General features: G+C 69.5%; 20 protein-coding genes. 11 read left to right on the forward strand and 9 right to left on the reverse strand.

Annotation, left to right across the window (positions count from 1 at the left end):
• Positions 1-7 precede the first annotated feature (7 nt).
• A complete protein-coding gene (locus ACWIGI_RS12250) occupies positions 8-1555 on the forward strand; it encodes a PTS ascorbate transporter subunit IIC (protein ID WP_454202428.1) in 1548 nt (515 codons plus the stop codon).
• 4 nt (positions 1556-1559) lie between these two features.
• On the opposite strand, the gene ACWIGI_RS12255 is transcribed toward ACWIGI_RS12250, so the two are convergent.
• Both ACWIGI_RS12255 and ACWIGI_RS12260 read right to left on the reverse strand, forming a co-directional pair.
• Positions 1560-2375 (reverse strand): SAM-dependent methyltransferase, encoded by an 816-nt coding sequence (locus ACWIGI_RS12255; RefSeq protein ID WP_454202429.1) that lies wholly within the window; start codon positions 2373-2375, stop codon positions 1560-1562.
• Between the two features lie 95 nt (positions 2376-2470).
• Positions 2471-3331 (reverse strand): alpha/beta fold hydrolase, encoded by an 861-nt coding sequence (locus tag ACWIGI_RS12260; protein WP_454202430.1) that lies wholly within the window; start codon positions 3329-3331, stop codon positions 2471-2473.
• 63 nt (positions 3332-3394) lie between these two features.
• On the opposite strand from ACWIGI_RS12260, the gene ACWIGI_RS12265 reads away from it, so the two are divergent.
• The 4 genes from ACWIGI_RS12265 to ACWIGI_RS12280 all read left to right on the forward strand — a co-directional run bounded on the left by ACWIGI_RS12265 (position 3395) and on the right by ACWIGI_RS12280 (position 6510).
• The gene (locus ACWIGI_RS12265) at positions 3395-4201 is read left to right on the forward strand and encodes an exodeoxyribonuclease III (RefSeq protein ID WP_454202431.1); all 807 of its coding nucleotides are present in this window, start codon (positions 3395-3397) and stop codon (positions 4199-4201) included.
• Positions 4198-4686 (forward strand): ribonuclease domain-containing protein, encoded by a 489-nt coding sequence (locus tag ACWIGI_RS12270; protein ID WP_454202432.1) that lies wholly within the window; start codon positions 4198-4200, stop codon positions 4684-4686. The genes ACWIGI_RS12265 and ACWIGI_RS12270 overlap by 4 nt, the downstream gene beginning before the upstream one ends.
• Positions 4686-5156, forward strand: coding sequence for a barstar family protein (locus ACWIGI_RS12275; RefSeq protein ID WP_454202433.1), 471 nt, complete (start codon positions 4686-4688; stop codon positions 5154-5156). The genes ACWIGI_RS12270 and ACWIGI_RS12275 overlap by 1 nt, the downstream gene beginning before the upstream one ends.
• A gap of 160 nt (positions 5157-5316) precedes the next feature.
• Positions 5317-6510 (forward strand): Fic family protein, encoded by a 1194-nt coding sequence (locus ACWIGI_RS12280; RefSeq protein ID WP_454202434.1) that lies wholly within the window; start codon positions 5317-5319, stop codon positions 6508-6510.
• Between the two features lie 34 nt (positions 6511-6544).
• On the opposite strand, the gene ACWIGI_RS12285 is transcribed toward ACWIGI_RS12280, so the two are convergent.
• Entirely contained in the window at positions 6545-7186 is a 642-nt protein-coding gene (locus tag ACWIGI_RS12285; RefSeq protein WP_454202435.1) for a TetR/AcrR family transcriptional regulator, read from the reverse strand.
• A 116-nt stretch (positions 7187-7302) separates the two neighbouring features.
• On the opposite strand from ACWIGI_RS12285, the gene ACWIGI_RS12290 reads away from it, so the two are divergent.
• Together ACWIGI_RS12290 and trpS are read left to right on the forward strand one after the other, a co-directional pair.
• Complete coding sequence (locus tag ACWIGI_RS12290) at positions 7303-8241, forward strand: oxygenase MpaB family protein (protein WP_454202436.1); 939 nt, start codon at positions 7303-7305, stop codon at positions 8239-8241.
• A gap of 78 nt (positions 8242-8319) precedes the next feature.
• Positions 8320-9345, forward strand: a complete 1026-nt coding sequence (trpS, locus tag ACWIGI_RS12295; RefSeq protein WP_454202437.1) for a tryptophan--tRNA ligase — start codon at positions 8320-8322, stop codon at positions 9343-9345.
• A gap of 293 nt (positions 9346-9638) precedes the next feature.
• Here the strand turns inward: trpS and ACWIGI_RS12300 are convergent, their stop codons facing one another.
• Both ACWIGI_RS12300 and ACWIGI_RS12305 read right to left on the reverse strand, forming a co-directional pair.
• Positions 9639-10646 carry a glycerophosphodiester phosphodiesterase family protein gene (locus ACWIGI_RS12300; protein WP_454202438.1) on the reverse strand — a complete coding sequence of 336 codons (1008 nt, stop codon included), beginning with the start codon at positions 10644-10646 and terminating at the stop codon, positions 9639-9641.
• A 41-nt stretch (positions 10647-10687) separates the two neighbouring features.
• Positions 10688-10975: a hypothetical protein gene (locus tag ACWIGI_RS12305; RefSeq protein WP_454202439.1), complete on the reverse strand. Its 288-nt coding sequence runs from the start codon at positions 10973-10975 to the stop codon at positions 10688-10690.
• Between the two features lie 133 nt (positions 10976-11108).
• On the opposite strand from ACWIGI_RS12305, the gene yhjD reads away from it, so the two are divergent.
• A complete protein-coding gene (yhjD, locus tag ACWIGI_RS12310) occupies positions 11109-12122 on the forward strand; it encodes an inner membrane protein YhjD (RefSeq protein ID WP_454202440.1) in 1014 nt (337 codons plus the stop codon).
• A gap of 9 nt (positions 12123-12131) precedes the next feature.
• On the opposite strand, the gene ACWIGI_RS12315 is transcribed toward yhjD, so the two are convergent.
• Both ACWIGI_RS12315 and ACWIGI_RS12320 read right to left on the reverse strand, forming a co-directional pair.
• Complete coding sequence (locus ACWIGI_RS12315; RefSeq protein ID WP_454202441.1) at positions 12132-13472, reverse strand: D-alanyl-D-alanine carboxypeptidase family protein; 1341 nt, start codon at positions 13470-13472, stop codon at positions 12132-12134.
• Between the two features lie 209 nt (positions 13473-13681).
• A complete protein-coding gene (locus tag ACWIGI_RS12320; protein ID WP_454202442.1) occupies positions 13682-14347 on the reverse strand; it encodes an ester cyclase in 666 nt (221 codons plus the stop codon).
• A 207-nt stretch (positions 14348-14554) separates the two neighbouring features.
• Here ACWIGI_RS12320 and ACWIGI_RS12325 point away from each other — a divergent pair, with 207 nt between their 5' ends.
• Together ACWIGI_RS12325 and ACWIGI_RS12330 are read left to right on the forward strand one after the other, a co-directional pair.
• Positions 14555-16066: a DHA2 family efflux MFS transporter permease subunit gene (locus ACWIGI_RS12325; protein WP_454202443.1), complete on the forward strand. Its 1512-nt coding sequence runs from the start codon at positions 14555-14557 to the stop codon at positions 16064-16066.
• The gene (locus ACWIGI_RS12330; protein WP_454202444.1) at positions 16056-16703 is read left to right on the forward strand and encodes an acyl-CoA-like ligand-binding transcription factor; all 648 of its coding nucleotides are present in this window, start codon (positions 16056-16058) and stop codon (positions 16701-16703) included. The genes ACWIGI_RS12325 and ACWIGI_RS12330 overlap by 11 nt, the downstream gene beginning before the upstream one ends.
• Here the strand turns inward: ACWIGI_RS12330 and ACWIGI_RS12335 are convergent.
• Complete coding sequence (locus ACWIGI_RS12335; protein WP_454202445.1) at positions 16669-17565, reverse strand: phenylalanine 4-monooxygenase; 897 nt, start codon at positions 17563-17565, stop codon at positions 16669-16671. The genes ACWIGI_RS12330 and ACWIGI_RS12335 overlap by 35 nt on opposite strands.
• Positions 17566-17855: 290 nt before the next feature.
• Between ACWIGI_RS12335 and ACWIGI_RS12340 the strand changes: the two genes are divergently transcribed.
• On the forward strand, positions 17856-18812 hold the full coding sequence (locus ACWIGI_RS12340; RefSeq protein WP_454202446.1) for a hypothetical protein: 957 nt from the start codon (positions 17856-17858) through the stop codon (positions 18810-18812).
• 76 nt (positions 18813-18888) lie between these two features.
• Here ACWIGI_RS12340 and ACWIGI_RS12345 read toward each other — a convergent pair whose 3' ends face one another.
• A complete protein-coding gene (locus ACWIGI_RS12345; protein ID WP_454202447.1) occupies positions 18889-20382 on the reverse strand; it encodes an alpha/beta hydrolase in 1494 nt (497 codons plus the stop codon).
• Positions 20383-20503 lie beyond the last annotated feature (121 nt).

A 20503-nucleotide genomic window follows, 5' to 3' on the forward strand; every position in this document is an offset into this window, starting at 1 on the left:
GAGCCCCGTGAACGTCGTCCTGGCCATAGCCCAGTTCATCGTCAACGAGATCCTCAGTCAGCCCGCGTATCTCATCGGCATCATCACCGCCGTCGGGCTGATCGCGCTGCGCAAATCCACCGGGCAGGTGGTGGGCGGGGCCATCAAGGCCACCCTCGGCTTCCTGCTCATCGGGGCCGGCGCGGGGCTGGTGGTGCTGTCGCTGAAACCGCTCGGGATCATGATCCAGGGCGCACTCGGCGCGCACGGCGTCATCCCGACCAACGAGGCGATCGTGGCCATCGCGCAGGCCGAATACGGCGCGCAGGTCACCTGGCTCATGATCCTCGGCTTCGCCATCAGCCTGCTGCTGGCCCGGTTCACGCCGCTGAGCTACGTCTTCCTGACCGGGCATCACATGCTGTTCATGGCCACGCTGCTGACCATGGTGCTGGCGGTGGCCGGATTCTCCACGCCGGTGGTCGTGCTCACCGGCGGCATTCTGCTCGGCATCGTCATGGTGGCGCTGCCCGCGCTGGCCCAGCCGTGGACGCGGCGGGTCACCGGCGGCGACGACGTGGCCATCGGGCACTTCGGGACCGCCGGATACGTCGCGGCCGGTGCGACCGGTCAGCTCGTCGGCAAGCGCAGCCGCAGCACCGAGGAGATGAATCTGCCGGAGGGCCTGCGCTTCCTGCGCGATTCGATGGTGGCCACGGCGCTGTCGATGGTGCTGCTCTACCTCGTCCTGGCGGTGATCTTCCTGGTGCGCGTCGGGGCGGACGAGGCGTACCGGGCGTTCCCGGACGGCGCGACGAACATCGGGAACTACCTGATGAAATCGGTGAGCCAGGGCCTGCAGTTCGGTATCGCGGTCGCGGTCATCCTCTTCGGCGTGCGCACGATCCTGGGCGAGCTGGTGCCCGCCTTCCAGGGCATCGCCGCGCGCGTGGTGCCGGGCGCGGTGCCCGCGCTGGACGCGCCCATCGTGTTCCCGTACGCGCAGAACGCGGTGCTGCTCGGGTTCATCTCCAGCTTCGTCGGCGGACTGGTCAGCCTGGGACTGCTGACCTGGATCTTCAATCCGCTGTTCGGCTTGACCCTCGTGCTGCCCGGGCTGGTGCCGCACTTCTTCACCGGCGGCGCGGCCGGCGTGTACGGCAACGCCACGGGCGGCCGCCGGGGCGCGATCGCGGGCGCGTTCGTCAACGGCGTGCTCATCACGTTCCTGCCCGCGCTGTTGCTGCGGGTGCTGGGGCCCTTCGGCGAGGAGAACACGACGTTCGGTGACGCCGACTACGGCTGGTTCGGCACGGCCATCGGCACCGCGGCGAAGCTCGGCGGCTGGGGCGCGGTGGTGGCGGCGCTCGCGATCGGCGCGGTGATTCTGCTCGCCGCGATCGTGATGCAGACGAAAGTGGTTGCCGCGGGCTGGGATCCGGGCGCCCGGCGCGACGCCGAACTGGGGGTGTCCACGCTGCCGGATCCTCTCGGGGAACCGGTGGCGGCGGGCGCGCGGCGATACCCGAAGATACCGCCGCCGCGGGGCGCGCCCGTCCCACCGCCGCCGGAGTAGCCCGCTAGGGCTTACGGGCCATCGCGGACCCGATCAGTTCCTCCCACACCGTCAATTCCTGGACGTGGGCGCCGATTCGGGTCATGTCGCCCTGAGATTCCTGATGCCACAGCGCCGCCGGGACCACCCCGGGGGCGACCATGTCGAGATCGCCGAACAGGCCCGCGATCTCCGCGTCGGTGCGCCAGCGGCCGCGACCGAACGTGGCCTGGAGCTTGTCCTCCGCGGCCTTGGTCTCCTCGTTCTGGCCGGTGCGGAAGTGCGAGATGTAGAACGGGCTGCCGGGCCGCGCCAGATCGGCCCAGTAGCGCACCAGGTCGGCGGGCTTCTCCTCGTCGTTCAGGTGATGCAGGATGGCGCTGAAGATGACGCCGACCGGGCGGCTGAAATCGATGAGCCGCTCGACTTCCTCGCTGTGATGGATGGATTCGGGCTCGGTCAGGTCGGCCTGGATCACCGCCGTGGTGTCCTGGGTGGCCAGCAGCGCCCGGCCGTGCGCGAGCACGATCGGATCGTTGTCGACGTACACCACGCGCGCCTCCGGATTCACCCGCTGCGCCACCTGGTGCACGTTGTCCGCCGTCGGCAGCCCACTGCCCATGTCCAGGAACTGGTCGATACCGCTCCGGGCCATCTCGTCCACCGCGCGCACCAGGGCCTGGCGGTTGGAGTAGACGATCGCCACCGACCCGGGCAGATCCTTGAAGAAGAAATCGCCGACCTCGCGGTCGACCGCGTAATTGTCCTTACCGCCCAACATGTAGTCGTAGACGCGCGCGACACTCGGCTGTGTCTGATCGACCTTCGGTTGCACACTCATCTGAAAATCACCCCTGTCCGACCCGGACCTACTCTGGCTATCCTTGCCCGTTCGATCCTAGGAGCGAACGGGATCCGGTGGGGCGCTTGGGGAATTCAGACCGCGCGCAAACGAGTGCGACTCGCGTAGACGTGCTCGGCGATCAGGGTGGCAATACGATCGGGGGCCTCGAGCATGGGGACGTGGCCGACGTCGTGGATCAGGATGCGATCCGCGGACTCGGGCAGTTCCTGCAGGAAACGACGAGCATAGGTCTGGTACGGAATGATCCGGTCGTTCTCACACATGAGCAGGCGCACAGGGGTTTTCAGGTCCGACATGTCCTCGAGATCGGGGGCGCGCAACGCGCCGGCGATCATCGGGAGCATGGCGCGGCAGTTCATGGCCGAGGTGATGGCGGCCTCGACCGCGCGGCGCGGGGCCGCGGCGCCGTTCTTGCTCAGCAGCAGCGACACCACCGAGCGCACCGGGGCGCTGAAGGCGATGGCGTTCGGCAGGCGTCTACCCACCTCGACCACCGGCACCAGCGACAGGAACTTCAGGCCGACCTTCACCTGCAGCGCGGAGGGGGTTTGCCAGCCACCGGCGGGGGCGATAGCGGTGAGCGTGCGGGCCCGGCCGCGGCGCGCGAGTTCGAAACCCACCCAGCCGCCGAGCGAATTGCCCGCGATATGGCAGGTGCGCCAGCCCATCTCGTCCAATTGGTCTTCGACTCGATCGGCAAGGGCACTGACATCGAGGTACCAGCCCTCGAACTCCGGGCCGCCCCAGTGGCCGGTGAAGGCGGGAGCGAACACCTCGCAATGGCTTGCCATCCGCTCCGCGACCCCCTCCCAGCAGTGCGGGGACATCATGAACCCGTGCAGCAGGAGCAGTGGATCACCGGAACCGGTGTGCAATGCGCGCATGGGGGCGAGCGGGGTGGCGGGCTTGGCGGTGCCTGACGTCATCGTCATCACCCCTTCCTGGACCTCGATGTCCACGGAGAAGGTTGGATAGCGGCATTGTACGGTCGTAGGGTGCCCAAAATCCTCAGCACGGTAAACGTCAATGGAGTTCGCGCGGCGGCCCCCAAGGGTCTGCTCGCCTGGCTGGCTGTCACCGAGGCCGATATCGTCTGCCTACAGGAGACCCGGGCGACCGAGGAGCAAACGCGTAGCGTGCTGGCTCCCGCGCTCGATGCCGGGTGGTATCTGAGCCACGCCGAACCCGGGATCAAGGGGCGCGCGGGTGTGGGGATCCTGTCCCGGAGGCAGCCGGACGCGGTGCGGATCGGGCCCGGGGTCATGGTGGACGGAAACTGGGTTCCCGGAACCGAATTCGCGAGCATCGGGCGCTACATCGAGGCCGATTTCGACGAGCTGACCGTCGCGAGCGTCTACGTGCACACCGGCGAGGCCGACACCCCGATGCAGGACGAGAAGTACCGGTTCCTCGACGAGGTCGGCGCGCGGATGACCGGGATCGACCGCGACTTCGTGATCATGGGCGACTGGAACGTGGCGCACACCGAGCTCGACATCAAGAACTGGAAGGGCAACGTCAAGAACTCCGGCTTCCTCCCGCGGGAGCGGGCGTGGGTGTCCGCGATGCTCGCGGCCGGGTACGTGGACGTGGTCCGCGAGCTGCACCCGGGCGTGCCGGGCCCATACAGCTGGCACTCCTACCGCGGTCGCGCCTACGACAACGACGCCGGCTGGCGGATCGACTACCAGCTCGCCCGCGGCGACATCGCCGGCCGCGCGAAGCAGGCCGTGGTGGAGAAGGCCGCCACCTACGCGGAGCGCTGGTCCGACCACGCGCCCGTGACGGTCCAGTACCGGTGACGATCTCGCCGCGGGTGCGCGCGTGGCTGCTGTTGGGCGGCGCGGTGGCGCTGGTGTTGCTCGCGCTGTTGCTGGCGCGCGGGAACGACAGCGTGGACCGGGGCGGGGACGCCCGGCCCGCGGCGACCTCGACGGCCGCGCCGAAGCCGTCGAACCCGGGCGCGGTCGGGCAGCCGAGCGCCTCCGCGCCCGCCAAGGTCGCGGGGGTGCCGGACCGGGCCTACCTGACGCTCGTGGAGATCGACGCGGGGCGCTGGCCGGACTCGGCGGGCGCGCCCGGAACGCGCGGCGGGGACACCTATTTCAATCGCAACCGGGCGCTGCCCGCGCGCGACGCCGCGGGCAAGAACATCAGCTATCGCGAGTGGGATGTGAATCCCAAACGGCGGGGCCAGGACCGGGGCGCGGAACGCATCGTCACCGGCAGCGACGGCTCCGCCTGGTACACCGCCGACCACTACGACACCTTCACGAGGATGCGCTGATGGCCACCCCGATCTCGTTGTCGCAGTTCCTGTCCCGGCCCGCCGACCCGGTGCTGGGCGCGCTGCGGGTGCAGGCCCCCGACTTCAGCGGCCTGCGCTACGCCCTGCCCCGTACCTACGTCTCCCGCGAGCTGCGCGCCCCCCGAATGCGGACCGTCGCAGGTGTTTTCGACGAGTTCGCCGCCGCCCTGCAGTTCCCCTACTACTTCGGCGCGAACAAGGACGCCTTCGACGAGTGCCTCCGCGACCTCGCCGAGTCCCTGGGCGAGGCCGACGGCTACGTCCTGCTGGTCCGCAACGCCCCCGATCTGCTGGCCGACCAGCCCGCCGAGCTCGCCTGGTTCGCCGCCGCCATGACCGACTGCGCCGCCTACTGGACCCCGTTGAAGACCACCTTCCGCGTGATCCTGCAGGGCGAGGTCCCCGGCCTGCCCGCCACCACCCTCGACTGGGACCGCCGCGAGTTGTAGGCGGTGCGGACCCCGCATCCTCCGCGCCTGCAAGGCGGGCTGCGCGGCCCTTCGCGCTCGTTTGGATGCGGAAAACGAGAACAAGGACTCTGTATTTCTACTTATCGGTATAAACTGAAATATATGAACGCTTAGTCTCGGTTATTTTCGAAGGAGGGACATGGGCTGGCCGCCGCATCGCACCGAGGATCGGGCGTGGGCGCCACGTCAGCGCCAGGGTTCACGCGCCGACCGCACCCTCGACCGAATCACGGTGTCGATCCCGCCTCCCATCGCCGACCTCGACTACAACCCGACCGGGATGGTTGCGCGGACACACGAGGCGGCACTGATCGCGATCGCTCGCCTCGAAGCCGGCTGCGGCGAGCACCTTGCTCCCCTGGCGGACTTTCTACTGCGCAGCGAATCGGTCGCCTCCTCGAAGATCGAGCACATCGACGCGGGCTGGCGAGCCTTCGGTAAGGCGGTTGCGGGCGGAAAGGCGGGGGACGAGGCGAAATCGCAACTCGCGGCGGTCAAGGCGTTGCTCGCCATGGTGAAGGCGGCGGGATCCGGGCCGATAGCCCTCGGCGACCTGCTGACCGCGCACCGGCTGCTGATGGAGCCGGATTACTACACGGCCCGTGACGCCGGCCGTCTGCGCGATGTCCAGAACTGGATCGGTGGCAGCGATTACACACCGATCGACGCTGCCCACATACCGCCTCCGCCGGAGTTGGTCCCCGAACTGGTGGAAGACCTCCTCATCTTCGCCAATCGGGATGATCTGCCTATCCTCGCGCAGGCAGCCCTCGCACACGCCCAGTTCGAATCCATCCATCCCTTCACCGACGGCAACGGCCGCATCGGCCGGGCACTCATCAGTGCGATCCTGCGCCGCCGCGGACTCACTCGAACCGTCACGATTCCATTGGCGTCCGCCATGCTCGCGGATACCGGTCGCTACTTCGAGTATCTGAACTCCTATCGCGCCGGCCATGTCGACGAGTTCGTCGAATACCTGTCCGCGGGAGCGGTATACGCCAGTGAGGCGTCCGAGGAGTCAGCGCGGGCCCTCGCCGAATTGCCGTCGCGCTGGCGTGAACTCGCTCGCCCACGGGCGAAATCCGGCGAGGAGACGCTCCTCGGGGTCCTTCTCGATGTACCGATCTTCAACGCGGACACCGCACAACAGCTCCTCGGCACCGCCGACGCCAGCACGTACCGCGTCCTGAACAAACTGACCGACCTGGGCATCCTCGAAGTTCTCTCGGAGAGCAAGCGCAACCGAATCTGGGCCGCCACGGATGTTCTAGCCGAACTCGACGCCCTCAGCGCCGCAATTGGCAGGCGCACAACCGAACATCTGCGCTAGCGGTCCTCTGCCGCTGTTCGGCAGGCAGTGACACCTAGCGACCGCGCAGCTGTGCTGCGAGGTCCTCGCCCAGCAGGACGAAGACGTCCGTCGTCTGATCGATCAGCTCGTCCCTGGTCATGGGGAGGTCGCCCTGGAGCCAGGCGGCCAGGGTCTGGATCAGGCCGCCTACCAGGTAGGTCGCACGGAAGGTGATGGCGGGGTTGGGGGTTGGGGGCGTGAGGTTGTAGAAGTCGGTGCCTTCGGCGGCGACCATGTTCGCGAACGCGCGGACCGTGTGGACCGTGCGGGTGCGGAGCTCGGGGGTCGCCGAGCTCACCACCAGGGCCACGCGGGCCTTGCGGGGGTCGTCGGTCAGGACGTGGACGCCGGCGGTGATGGCGGCGTGGGCCTTGGCGCGGGAATCGGCGGGGGCGGTGTGCAGGGCCAGGATCAGGGTCCCGGCCAGCTCCTCGGCGATGGCGTCGAACAGGGCCGACAGCACCGCGTCGCGGCCGTCGAAATTCTCGTAGTAGTAGCGCTCGTTGAGGTTCGCGCCGGTGCACAGGGCGGCGACCGTCAGTTTGTCGACGCCGTGCGCGCCGAGGATGTCCAGGGCCGCGTCCAGCAGGGCCGCGCGGCGCTGGGCGCGGCGCTGCGCCGCGGAGATTCCGCCGTACGTGCGTTGCCCGGTCACGGATCGATTCTGGCACGGGCGCAGTTCTGGGGGTAGGTCTTGCCAGATTCTCGAATCTGGGGGACTCTTTTTCCAGATGTGGTGGTTCGCATCACACACTGCTTCGGGAGGCAACGATGCCTGCACGGTCGGATACCGGATACTTCTCCGATGACTCGATGATTCGGCGCGTGATGCGCAAGCGCGCGGTGGGGCTCACCTACGGTCAGCGCGCACTGGTGATCGGGGCCGTGCACCCGCTGCTCTACGTCGGCACCGCCGAGAACACCCAGCACCGGACCACCCCCTACACCCGGCTCGCGCTCACCGGACGGCTCTTCGAAGCGGTGTCGCTGGGCACGAAGGAGGAGGCCGACCGGGCGCGCGCGTTCACCCACAAGCGACACGCCAAGGTCCAGGGCGGACTGCCCGAGGACGCGGGCAGCCACCACCCGGCCGGCACCCGCTACTCCGCGCACGATCCGCAACTCATGTTCATGACCATGGCCTTCACCTTCGACTCCGCCGAGGTCATGCACGATCTGCTCGTCCGCAGGCTCACCGCGACCGAACGCGAAGGGCTGTACCAGGATTACGTGCGCTGGGGTGAACTGTTCGGCATGCCGCGCGACGCCGCGCCCGCGAGCTACCCCGAATTCCGCCGGGTCTTCGACGGCTATCTCGCCTCGGACGAGGTCTTCCTCACCGACGAGGCCAGGGTCGTCGGCGGCTATCTGATGGGCCAGCAGGTGCCCTATCCCATGCCGGTCCCCGTGCAGCAGGCCCTCGGCGGCTTCAACCTGCTGGTGCAGGGCAGCCTGCCCCCGCGCATCCGCGAGATGTACGGCCTGACCTGGGGAATCCGCGAGGAGATCGCCTGCCGCGGCCTCGCCCAGGCCGTGCGCACCGCACACCTGTCCCCGCCGCTGGCCCCGAAACTGCTGCGCGGCACCCTGACCGGGCCCAGCTACCCGCTCTACCGCCTGGCCACCCGCCGCGAACAGAAGCTGGTGAACTCCGGGCGGCCGAGTATGCCGGGGGTGGATCCGCGCTCGCTCGCGGCTCGCGCGGGCTGAAACACCCGCCGCGGCGGTGGGCGCGGACAGCGCCTACCGCCCGGAATTCCGCTCGACCGGCATGGAAAGATCGGAACCATGTCGAGTCCTGCACCCTCCGCCGACCGCAAGCAGCGGGTCCTCTCCGGGATCCAGCCGACCAGCGATTCGTTCCACTTCGGGAACTACCTCGGCGCGGTGCAGTACTGGGTGCGCCTGCAGGACGACTACGACGCCTTCTATTTCATCCCGGACCTGCACGCCATCACCGTGCCGCAGGATCCCAAGGAACTGCGCCGGCGGACCAAGATCTCGGCCGCGCAGCTGCTGGCCCTGGGCGTCGACCCCAAGAAGTCGACGCTGTTCGTGCAGAGCCAGGTGCCCGAGCACGCCGAGCTGGCCTGGGTTCTGAACTGCCTCACCGGTTTCGGTGAGGCCAGCCGCATGACCCAGTTCAAGGACAAGTCGGTCAAGCAGGGGGCGGAGAACGCCACCGTGGGGCTGTTCACCTACCCGGTGCTCATGGCCGCGGACATCCTGCTGTACCGCCCGCAGCTGGTTCCGGTCGGCGAGGATCAGCGCCAGCACCTGGAGCTGACCCGAAACCTGGCCCAGCGCTTCAACACCCGGTACAAGAAGACCTTCGTGGTGCCCGAGCCGCACATCGTCACCGGCACCGCCAAGATCTACGACCTGCAGGATCCCACCGCCAAGATGAGCAAGTCCGCCTCCTCGGACGCGGGCCTGCTCAACCTGCTCGACGATCCCAAGGTCTCGGCCAAGAAGATCCGCTCGGCCGTCACCGACACCGAGCGCGAGATCCGCTACGACCCGGAGCACAAGGCGGGCGTCAGCAACCTGCTGGTCATCCTGAGCTCGCTGACCGAGACCCCGATCGTCACCCTGGAACAGGACTTCGCGGGCAAGGGCTACGGCGACCTCAAGGCCGCCACCGCCGATGCCCTGGTGGAGTTCGTTACGCCGTTGCAGGCCAAGGTGAACGAGTTCATGTCAGATCAGACCGAGCTGGACCGCATCCTCGCCGCCGGCGCGGACCGGGCCCGCGAGGTCGCGAGCAAGACCCTGGCCCAGGTGTACGACCGGATCGGCCTGCTGGCCCGCTGATCGGCGCCTACCCGAACGCCCGCGGAAAGTCCGCGGGCGTTCGGTCGTTTCGGAACGGCCGAGTCGAACGCCGGGGTCCACTGAACCGGGTCGTCCGCGCAAGGCCCGCCGGCGGGGCGAACCCGCCGCTCGCCGCGGACCGGCGGCGGGGTTCGAAGCGGGGCCGGACCTCGCCTCGGCGGGCGATCCAATGCCGGCCCGCCGGCTTCGCGATGACGCGCGAAAAGATAAGGTGCGCTGGGAGATTCGCTACCAACTGCCCCATCGGTCCGGTTCCCGGCGGGGCGGCCGGGTCAGCGCGCCGGATACGTCGGCGGCAGCGGCATACCCCGGTCGCTGAGCACCGCGCGTAGCCGATCCGGGTAATCGGTGATGATCCCGTCCACGCCCGTGTCCAGCAGCGCGCGCATCGCGCCGGGCTCGTTGACCGTCCACGGCACGACCAGGATCCCCGCGGCGTGCGCCTCGGCGACCGAATCACGGGTCACCAGAGGCAGACTCGCCGAACCGCTGGGCGGCAGCGCGTACAGCGGAGAGAGCGCGGCCGCGCCGAAGGACTTCGCGGCGCGGGCCAGGCTGCCGCCGAATCGCGCGATGTCCAGGCCGCCCAGCCAGGGGGAGAAGGGGTACACCTTCGTGGGTTCGGTGAGCGCGTAGAGCCGCAGGCCGGGATCGGCCGCGTGCACCCGGATCAGCGTGCCCCAGTCGAAGCTCTGGATCGCGGCGCGCTCGCGCATGCCCGCCCGGTCGATCTCGGCGATAGCGCGCGCGACGAACACCTCGCGCGGCGCGGTCTCGCGGGCCGCCGGATCGTTCTTCAACTCGATGCTGAACCGCACGGTGTCGGCCCCGCGGTCGTCGGCGAGGGCGAACACCTCGTCCAGGGTGGGCATCCGCGCGCTGGGCGCGGTCCGCTGGCCGGGGTAGTCCGCCTGGGCCTTCGATCCGCAGTCGAGGGTGCGGACCTGGTCGAAAGTCAGGTCCTTGATGAACTTGCCGACGTAGGGGAACTGCGGATCGCCGGGCGTCACGGGTCCGGTGTCGGCGCACTTGCCGCCGTCGACGGCGGCGTCGTGCGTGATGACCTCGCGCCCGTCGGCGGTGATGCCGATATCGAGTTCGAGGGTCGAAACGCCCAGTTCCAGGGCGTGCGCGAACGCGGGCAGCGTGTTCTCCACGACCAGCCCGCGCCCGCCGCGATGCGCCTGCAGGTCGAAGTCGCTCGCCGGCGCGGCGGCCGCGCCGGGCATGGCGAGCACGGCGCTCGCGGTCAGGGCCAAGGTCAGGAGTGCGGTTTTCACGCGGGCGGTCTCCGGTCGTCGGGGCGGGCGGACCAAGGTCATCACGCTAACCCGCGGTACCCGAACCCGTCCCGGAACCCGGACATTCCACGCGTCGGCGGAACGCGGGCGGCGAGCGCGGCCGCCGTTCCGCTGACCACGCCGTCGCCGAAGTCGGTCAGGGTCGATCCGCCCGTCGGCCGCGTCTCAAGGGGTTTGCCGACGCCGTTCACGGTGTCGGCGATGCTGCCGCGCCCGATGCTGCCGCGCCCGATGCTGCCGCGCCCGATGCTGCCGCGCCCGATGCTGCCGCGCCCGGCTGTGTCACGCCCGGCGGTGTCACGACCCACCGCGTGGGTATTCCACGAAAGGCGCCCGGGGCCGGGCACGCGTCACAATCGCCGCGCCGGTGCACCTGGCGACGACCCGGCCGGGGGGATGGAAGAGTGATCGATCTGACCTGGTGTTCGGTGGAGGTGAGCGGTGTTCGACAAGACGAGGGCGCGCATCGAGCGGGAGATCCGCAGGCGCCACTGGCTGGACCACCTGGTGCGGGCGGCCGGGCGGTACCAGCGGCAGCGCGGCGACTACTACGCCGCGGGTATCACCTACTTCACGGTGCTCTCGTTGTTCCCGTTGCTCATGGTGGGATTCGCGGTCGCCGGCTTCGTGCTGGCGCGAGATCCGGAGCTGCTCAACGAGATTCAAGCCAAGATCGTCGAGAACATTCCCGGCGCGGCCGGTGATCAGATCAACGACCTGATCACCCAGGCGGTCGACTCCCGCGCGGGCGTGGGCATCGTCGGCCTGCTGGCGGGCGCGTACGCGGGTCTGGGCTGGATCGCGAACCTGCGGGCCGCGCTCACCGAACAGTGGGAACAGCCTGTCCAGGACCGCAATTGGGCGCTGACCAAGCTCTCGGATCTGCTGGCCATGGTGGGCCTGTTCCTGGCCATCGGCGTCTCGCTCGGCCTGTCCGTGCTGGCCTCGAGCGGCCTCATTCGCACGCTGCTGCGCAGGTTCGAGATCTCCGAGGCGCCGGGCATCACGGCGTTGCTGACCGTGCTGTCCCTGATCCTGGCCGTGCTCGCGAACTGGGCGGTGTTCGTGTGGGTCATCGCCCGCATGCCCCGGCACCCGGTGACCCTGCGCAGCGCGGCCCGTGCGGCGCTGATCGCGGCGGTGGTGTTCGAACTGCTCAAACAACTCTCGTCGCTGGTGCTGCGGTCGGTCGTAAACGGCCCCGCCGGGGTGACCTTCGGCCCGATCATCGGCCTCATGGTGTTCAGCTACTTCACTGCGCGGATCATCCTGTTCGCCACCGCGTGGGCGGCCACCGCATCGGAGAACGATCTGCCGGCCGACATCCCGCCGCCCGCCCCGGCCGTGATCGAGCCCCGGGTGTCGATCTCCGGGCTCACGGCCGGCGCGGGCGCGGCGCTGTTCGGCGCGGGCGCCGTTGCGGGAGCACTGGTTTCGGTGCTGCGGCGGCGCTGACCCGCGCCGCTAGTAGCGGCGCTGGTGGATCTGGCGCGCACCCGCGAGCAGGAACAGCACCAGGATGATCCCGCCGACCATGAGGGTCACGCGCAGATCGTCGCGCCGCCCACCGGCGTCGTCGACATCGGCCGCGACCGGCTTGGGCGGGGTCGCCAGCGCCGCCGTCGAGGTCGCTACCTTGGGGGTGTTCGCCTCCGGCAGCTCGCCGACGCTCGCGCCCGACGGCAGCGCGAAGCCGTAGTCGAGCAGTTTGGCGGCCTGCTCGAACGGACGGTACGGCCGCACATCGGCTTTGAGCAGGGTGACCACCAGCCTGCGGCCGTTGCGCTGTGCCGCGGCCACGAAGGTCTGGCGCGCGTCGTCGGTGAATCCGGTCTTGCCGCCGATCGCGCCGTCGTAGTTGAACAGCAGGAGATTGTCGTTCGCGATGGGGTAGCCGGGGTGCTCGGTCGCGGCCGGATTCTTCGGATCCGCGCCGTAGCCCGGGAAGTCGACCTCCTCGGTGTGGATCAGTTCGGCGAACAGCGGGATCGACATGGCCTCGCGGAACACCACCGACAGGTCGTAGGCCGAGGTGCTCATGCCCGGCCCGTCCAGGCCCGACGGCGTGGCCGCGCGAGTGTCCTTGGCCTGCAACCGCTCCGCGAGATCGTTCATCTTGGCCACCGCCGCGTCGTCGCCGCCGAGCTGGGCGGCGATGGCGTGCGCGGCGTCGTTGCCCGAGGCCATGATGAGCGCCTGGAACAGCTGCCGGTTGGTGTACCGGCCGCCGGGTCCGATACCCACCCGGGTCCCGTCCACGTCGGCGTCCTCCTGGGTGCCGATCACCACCTTGTTCAGGTCCAGGGTGCGCAGCGCGACCGCGGCCAGCAGCACCTTGATGGTGGACGCCGGACGGTAGCGGCCGTGCGGGTCCTTGGCGATCAGCACCTCGCCGGTGTCGAGATCGGACACCTGGTACGCGGTCGCCGAAATCCCCTCCGGCGGTTGCGGTGCGCCCGCGGGCCGGATCACCCCGCACGAACCCAGACTCTTGCCGCCGATGGGCGGGGACGGAATCGGCAGCGGCGCGGGCGATGTCCGGCCGGGGCGCGGTACCTCCGACAGGTCGATCGGTGGCGGGGGTGTGGTCCGGTTCGGGCAGTCGTCGGTATCGGGCGTGGTGAACGGCGTTGTGGTGGTGGGAGGTTGGGCTCTGGCCGCCGGTAGCGGCGCGGAAGCGACGGTCAGGGTGGCCGTTGTCAGCGCCACGGCGAGCAGGGCGGTGCCGCCGGAAGCGGAGCGATGCCGACGTGGTCGGCGATGGGCCGGACTCTGGTCATGGCGCGAATGCCTGCGGATGCTCATCGCGGACGAGCTTAGAGCCGAGCGGTCCGCGCGGTGCGTGCACCTCGGCGCATCCCGCACGGTGACTGCGACCGATGCGTTCCGCACGGGAAGTGCGAGTCGCCCCGCCGCGGGCTGTGCGGCGGGGCGACCGGTGCGAACGGCCCCGGGAACGCGGGACCGTGGGGCGGCGCGCCCGGGGCTGTGGGCACGCGCGAAAGTTCGATGGGTCAGGAGGTCTTGGTCACCGGGCAGCCGTGGGCCAGCGGACCGAGCAGCCGGTTGTTGTCGTAGAAGTGCTCGAGCTCAAGAATGCGCAGGTCATCGCTGACCTTGGCAATGGTGATGCCGGTCATCTCGATCATCTCGCCGGTGGGCTCGTGGCCCTTGTACTCGCCGGTGTACCGGCCCCAGTGCCGCCACTTGAAGGTGACGGTCGGCGGCCCGGACAGCACCTCGAGCACCTCCCAGAAGAAGCCGCCCGGGAAGGCGGTGTGGAAGATGTGGTGCGAGGACTCGAAGGTCTCGCCGCCGGGGTAGTACGGGTTCTCGCCGATCAGGATGTTGTACGAGCCGATGCGCGCGAACTCCTCGGAGTCCTGCCATTCGCCCCCGTTGACCCGCCCGCGGTAGTGCTCGGCGACCAGCGAGACCCACGTCGCGGGGTCCTTCTTGTGCGAGACCTCCATCTCGAAGACCTTCACGAGTTCCTCGACGATGAACTCCAGCGAGTCCGGCGCGTGGTCGGTGGTTCGCTCGACCGGCATGACGACCGAGCTCAGGTGATAGTCGGGAACCCCGTCGCGCCACTCTTCCGGTGCGGCAGCGGCGATTACGGCGTCACGACCCTGCAGGTGCAGTGGTGTCGTCACGGGTTCTGTTGCGTTTTCAGTCATTTAGAGCCTCAAAGATCCAGACCTGTTGTGCGGTAGTCGCGTTGAAAACGGACCGGATGACGGTAACAGCGGCTCGCTGAAACGTCTTGCCGGGCGAGCATGGGCCGCCCGGGCCGCGGTGACTCAGTGACACGTCAAGTTTTGACAGTCTCTCTAATTTGAGAGACTCTCTCATTATCTAGTTGTTCTCAACTGATAGGGACTGTCATGAATGATTCGGCTTCGAAGCGCTGGCTGGCACTCGGCGCGCTCGCCGTGGCCATGCTCACCATCGGGCTCGACGTCACCGTGCTCACCGTCGCGCTGCCCACCCTCGCCGTCGATCTGCACGCGGGCACCGGCGCGCTGCAGTGGTTCAGCAGCGCGTACACCCTCGCGCTGGCCGCGGTCATGCTCCCGGCGGGCGCGCTCGGCGATCGCTACGGGCGCAAGAAGCTGCTGCTGGCCGCGCTGCTGCTGTTCGGGGCCGCCTCGCTGGCCTGCGCCTTCGCCGGCACGTCCGGTCAGCTCATCGCCGCCCGCGCGGTCCTCGGACTCGCCGCCGCGGCCATGATGCCGCTGTCCATGGCGATCCTGCCGGGCCTGTTCCCCGACCCCGCCGATCGCCAACGCGCCCTGACCATTTGGATCACCTCGACCGCCATCGGCCTGCCGCTCGGCCCGATCGTGGGCGGGTGGCTGCTCCAGAACTTCTGGTGGGGTTCGGTGTTCCTGATCAACGTGCCCATGGTGGCGATCGGCGCGACCGCCGTCGCGCTGCTGGTGCCGGAATCCCGCAGCGCCACCGCCATTCGGGTGGATCTGCCCGGCGTCGCGCTGTCCGTGCTCGGAATGCTCGGTCTCACCTACGGATTCATCCGGTTCGGCGAGCAGGGCTGGGGCGACGGACCGGCCTGGGCCGCGGTGGCCGGCGGCGCCGCGCTGCTGACCGCGTTCGTGCTGTGGCAGCGTCGCGCGGCGCATCCGCTGATCGACCTCGGACTCTTCGCCGCGTCCGGATTCCGCTGGGGCACCGTCTATATGATCGTCGTCAACTTCGCCATGTTCGGCCTGTTCTTCACCATGCCGCAGTACTTCCAGGCCGTGCTCGGCGCCGACGCGCTCGGCAGCGGCCTGCGTCTGCTGCCGCTCATCGGCGGTCTCATCGTCGGCAGCCGGGTGGTCGACGCGCTGCTGCCCCGGGCGGGGCTGCGCGTGGTGCTCACCGGCGGATTCGCACTGCTCGCGGGCGGGCTCGCGCTGGCCGCGCTGCTCACCGCCGACAGCGGGTACGGGATCGCCGCCACCGCGCTCACCCTGCTCGGCGCGGGCATGGGCCTGGTCATGCCCGCCGCCATGGGCCTGGCCATGGGCGAACTCGCCGCCGAACGCGCCGGGTCGGGATCCGCGCTGCTGCAGGCGCTGCGCCAGGCGGCGGGCACCATCGGCGTCGCGGTACTGGGCACGGTGCTGTCCACCCGGTACCGCGCCGAACTCGGCGCGGCGAACCGGCCGCCCGTCGACGACGGCGTCAATGCCGGTGTGGGCGTTGCCCATCGGCTCGGCGATGCGGAACTGCTGGCCCACGTGCAGTCGGCCTTCATGAACGGGATGAGCGCCATGCTGTGGGTGTGCGCCGCGGTCTGCCTGGGCGCGATGGTCCTGGCCGCCCTGCTCACCCGGGCACCGGCCGGGCCGGCGGCCACGCCCGATGCTGCACAATCGGTACATGTCGGCTGAGTCCATCCACGCGGAGTCCACCCGGTCCCGGTCGGTCCCCGAACCGGCCGGGGAACCCGCGGTCCGGGCCCGGCCCGGGCTGCGCGAACGCAAGAAGGAGCGCACCCGCTCGGCCATCCGGCTCGAGGCCTTCCGGCTCTTCCGCGAGCAGGGCTACGCGGCCACCACCGTGGAACAGATCGCCGACGCCGCCGAGATCTCCCCGAGCACCTTCTTCCGCTACTTCCCGTCCAAGGAACAGGTGGTCCTGGCCGACGACCTGGACCCGATCATGATGGAGCGGTTTCGGGCCCAGCCGCCCGAGCTCTCCGCCCTCGAGGCGTTCCGGCGCGCCACCGTGGAGTCGTTCGGATCGCTCGACCCCGCGCAGTTCGCCTTCGAACGCGAGCGCGCGAGCTTCGTCAGCACCGTCCCGGAACTGCGGGGCGTGCTGGCGCTGGAGATGGATCGCAACGTCGACATGGTCGCGGAACTGGTGGCCGAGCGGGCCGGGCGCACGCCCGCGGACTTCGAGGTGCGGGCGCTGGCCGGCGCCCTGATCGGAGCCGCCAAAGCCGTGCTGATGGACAGCGATCCGTTCGATCCCGCGTCCATCGCCCGGGTCATCGCCTTCCTGGAATCCGGGATGCGGCTCTGAGCGGTGCGTCGTCGTCCATCGCGGCGAAGAAGCCGCCCACGGTGTCCTCTATCTCGGCGATCGACTCCGCGCGATACAGCACCGGCTGGTAGCGGGTGATGTCGTACACCGCGTTCCCCATCTCCGCGATGTCCAGGGGGCGCAGCTCGGCGTGCCGGAACTCCTCGATCTCCCCGTACGAGGACAGCAGTCCCGCGCCGTAGCAACGGATCTCACCGTTCTCGCGAACCACGCCGAACTCCATCGAGAACCAGAACACGTCGGCCAGGAACTTGAGCGCCCGCTCGGTCTCCAGGCGGGCCACCGCCGCGCCGACGGCCGCGTAGACCGCGGCGAACCGCGGGCTCGCCAATTGCGTTGCGTGGCCGAGGATCTCGTGCACGGCATCGGGCTCGGGGGTGTACAGCGGCGCGGAGTGGTGACGAATGTACTGGGTGGAGTGGAAGAGTCGATCCGCGAAGGATCCGAAGAACGTGCGCAGCGGGACCAGTCCGGCGGCGGGGACGTAGCGGAATCCGCTGAGCGGGAACAACTTCTCCGAGACCTCGGCGAGCTGGGGGATGTGATCGGCGGGCAGGCCGAGGCGCGCGGCCGCGGTGTTCACCTCCGCGCACGCGTAGCGCTCACGTTTGCGGGCGAGCTCGGCGGCGACGATCCGCCAGACCCCCTGCTCGGCATCGGTGTAGGCGATCGGGGGCACGGGGGAGCCCGGGCGGTAGTCCAGGGCCAGCGCGGCGATCGCGTTGCGGCGCTCGCGATACGCGCGATCGTGCACGCCGGGGTGCGCGTCGCTCAGGTGCACGGTGACATCGCCGTCGACGTCCTTGGTCACCGGCGAGTACAGCTGGGCCTCGGTGAACATACGTCGATGCAAGCACCCGTACGGCAAACCGACAACAAACACCCGCACAGCTGCGCAGATTGCCAAGCCGAGCAGGAGAAGTCGCCGGTTGAACGCGGAGTGGCGGGGGTACTGATAGGCAGCGAGCGCACCTTCGGGCAACGCCCGCCGCCGCCCGCCCGGCGTGTGCGCACCGGCGTGGCGATCGGAACGCCCGCGTGCCGGGTAGCTCGCTGCGGGGGCGCGCGGGCATCCGCATAGGCTGCTCGGGCCTGGCTCTTCCGTGTTCGATCGAACGAGGGGATTCGTTGGTGTCAAGACTGCTTGTCCTGGTCACGGTGCTGCTGTGCACCGCCGTCGCGTGCGGGGACGACGCGAAGTCGGGTGCGAAGGCCGATGCCGCCGCGCCGCCGGGGGATTCACGCCCGGAGACGATCGGCTGGGCGCGCGAGGTGGACCCCTGCGCCCTGCTCGACGCGGGCCGGCTGCGCACCCTCGGGCCCGAGGTCGTCCTGGGCACCTCGTCCATGACCACGAACTGTTCCGCCGTCGTGACCGGCGGGCCGGACGGGCGGATCGACCTCGACGTGCGCATCGGCTTCGCCCCGCAGGTGGAGACCTTCAAGTACGGGAACGTGGTGGAGATCGAGGACCGGCAGGTGCACCGGGTCGACATCCGCGAGACCGTGCCCGCCGCGCAGCGCGATCAGCTCGTGCAGACCGAGTGCGACTACCGCATCCCGCTGGACGGCGGTCTCGGCGTGACGGTTTCGGTGGAGATGGACCGGGCCGCGGACCCCTGCGCCACCGGTGACGAGCTGGTGCCCGGGATCATCCAGCGGTGGAACGAGCATCCGGCACAGGGCAGTTCGCCGGCCACCACGGTCACCGTGCTGTCGAGCCTGCGGTCGCCGTGCGTCGGGCTGGACGAGTTGCAGGCGAGTCGCAAGGTCGAGTTCGACTGGCAGGAACAGACTCTGGACAGCTGCTACCTGACCGTCGACGGCGCCTCCACCCTCATCTCACTGGAGAATCGCGAACGCGACCTGATCACCCTGGACAAGCAGGAGATCCGCCTGGGCGACTACGTGGGCTACCGCTCCGAGCACCAGGGCGACACCTTCATCGACGTGATCGTCGGCGACGAGTTCCCCGGCGTCTGGGGCAACCGCGCGATCACCCAGCTCCCGATCATCGGCGTCATGAGCAACGACCCCGCCGTGGCGCAGGCCGTCGCGGAGAACGCGCTGGCACGCCTGCCGAAGTAGGCCCGGCCGCTGACGCGACGGGCCGCCCGGATCGAAAGATCCGGGCGGCCCGGGTGTTCCGGTTCGAAACGCGCGATCAGGCGGACTTGCAGACGAGCCCGTCGGCCGGGGCGGTGAGGCTGATCAGGTACTCGATCGCCGGTGTGTCCACGCAGGCCGTGCCGGTGCCGAACACCCCGTGCTGGGTCCCCTCGAAGGTGATCAGCGTGGCGCCGAGCGCCCGGGCGAGATTGATCCCGTTCTGATGCGGGGTCGCCGGATCGCCGGTCGTGGAGATCACGACGGTCTTCGGCAGACCGGTCACGTCCAGCCGGTGCGGGACGGAACTGGGTTCGCTGGGCCAGAACTCGCACACACCGAGCGGGGCGGTGTCGGTGGGACGGCCGTCGTCGAAGGCGGGCGCGACCGCGTTCGCCTCCCGCGCCAGGTCGGCCGCGGCCGTGCGATCCGGGACACGCGTGTCGTCGAGGCAGAGCACGGCCTGCTGATGATCGCGCTCCAGGCCGATCTGGGTCTCCATGAAATCGGCGATCGCGAGCAGGGTGTCGCCGCGGCCCTGGCGCAGCTCGCCGAGGCCCTTGGTGATACCGGGCCAGCTCGCGGGGTTGTACAGCGAATTGAGTACGCCGCTGGCAGCGTCACGGTATCCGAGTTCGCGGCCGTCGGCGGTGGTCGCCGGGCGATCGATCAACGGGCGCATCAGATCCCGCAGCGCCACACTCGTTCTCGCGGGACTCGCGTCGTCGCCGAGCGGGCAGGCGGACTTCGCGACGCAGTCGGCCGCGTACGTCTCGAAGGCCCGCTGGAAACTCAGACTGCTGTTGACCGGGTCGATGATGTTCGTCTCGGGATCGACCGCGCCGTCCAGCACCATGGCCCGCACCCGATCCGGGAACAGCTCGGCGTAGGTAGAGCCGATCCGGGTGCCGTACGACCCGCCGACGAAGGTCAGCTTCGCGTCGCCGAGAACGGCCCGGACGATGTCGAGATCCCGTGCCACGTCGATGGTTCCGACGTTCGCGAGCAGTTCCGCGCCGCTGCGCTGCACGCAGTCGGCGACCAGGTCCCGGTTCTCCTGTTCGGTCTGCGCGATACCGGCGGGGGAGTAGTCCAGGTCCAGGTCGGCGCGCTCGGCCGCGAACTCCTCCGCCGTCCGGCACACCACCTTCGGCGTGGACGCCCCACCGCCGCGCGGATCCATCCCGACCAGGTCGAAGCGCTGCGCGAGTTCGGATTCCGCGAACATCAGCGGCATGCCGAGCCCGGACACACCCGGACCGCCGGGATTGGTGACCAGCGCGCCGATGCGCTCACCGCGCGCGGGCAGGCGGGACAGCGCGATCTGCGCGGTCGTCCCGTCGGCCCGGTCGTAGTCCAGCGGCACCGTGATCCGGGCGCACTGCAGACCGGCCTCGACGAGTTCCTTACCGAATTGCGAGAAGTCCTGGCACGAGCCCCATTCCAGGGACTGCCGCTCGAACTTCGACAGGTCGGGCGCGGCGGCCTGCTCCTGCGACCCGGTACACGCGGCCGCGACAACCAGCAGCGCGCCCAGACCCGCCGCTCGCACGCGGGCGAGCGCTCGTGCGCCTCGGTGACGGTGGTACGACATCTTTCCCCCACAGCTCTTTCGATACGGTGAATCTGCCTGGTCGACAGGCGTGTGAACGAGAAAAGCCGCCCGTATCCGG

Source organism: Nocardia sp. NPDC055321 (assembly GCF_053645575.1).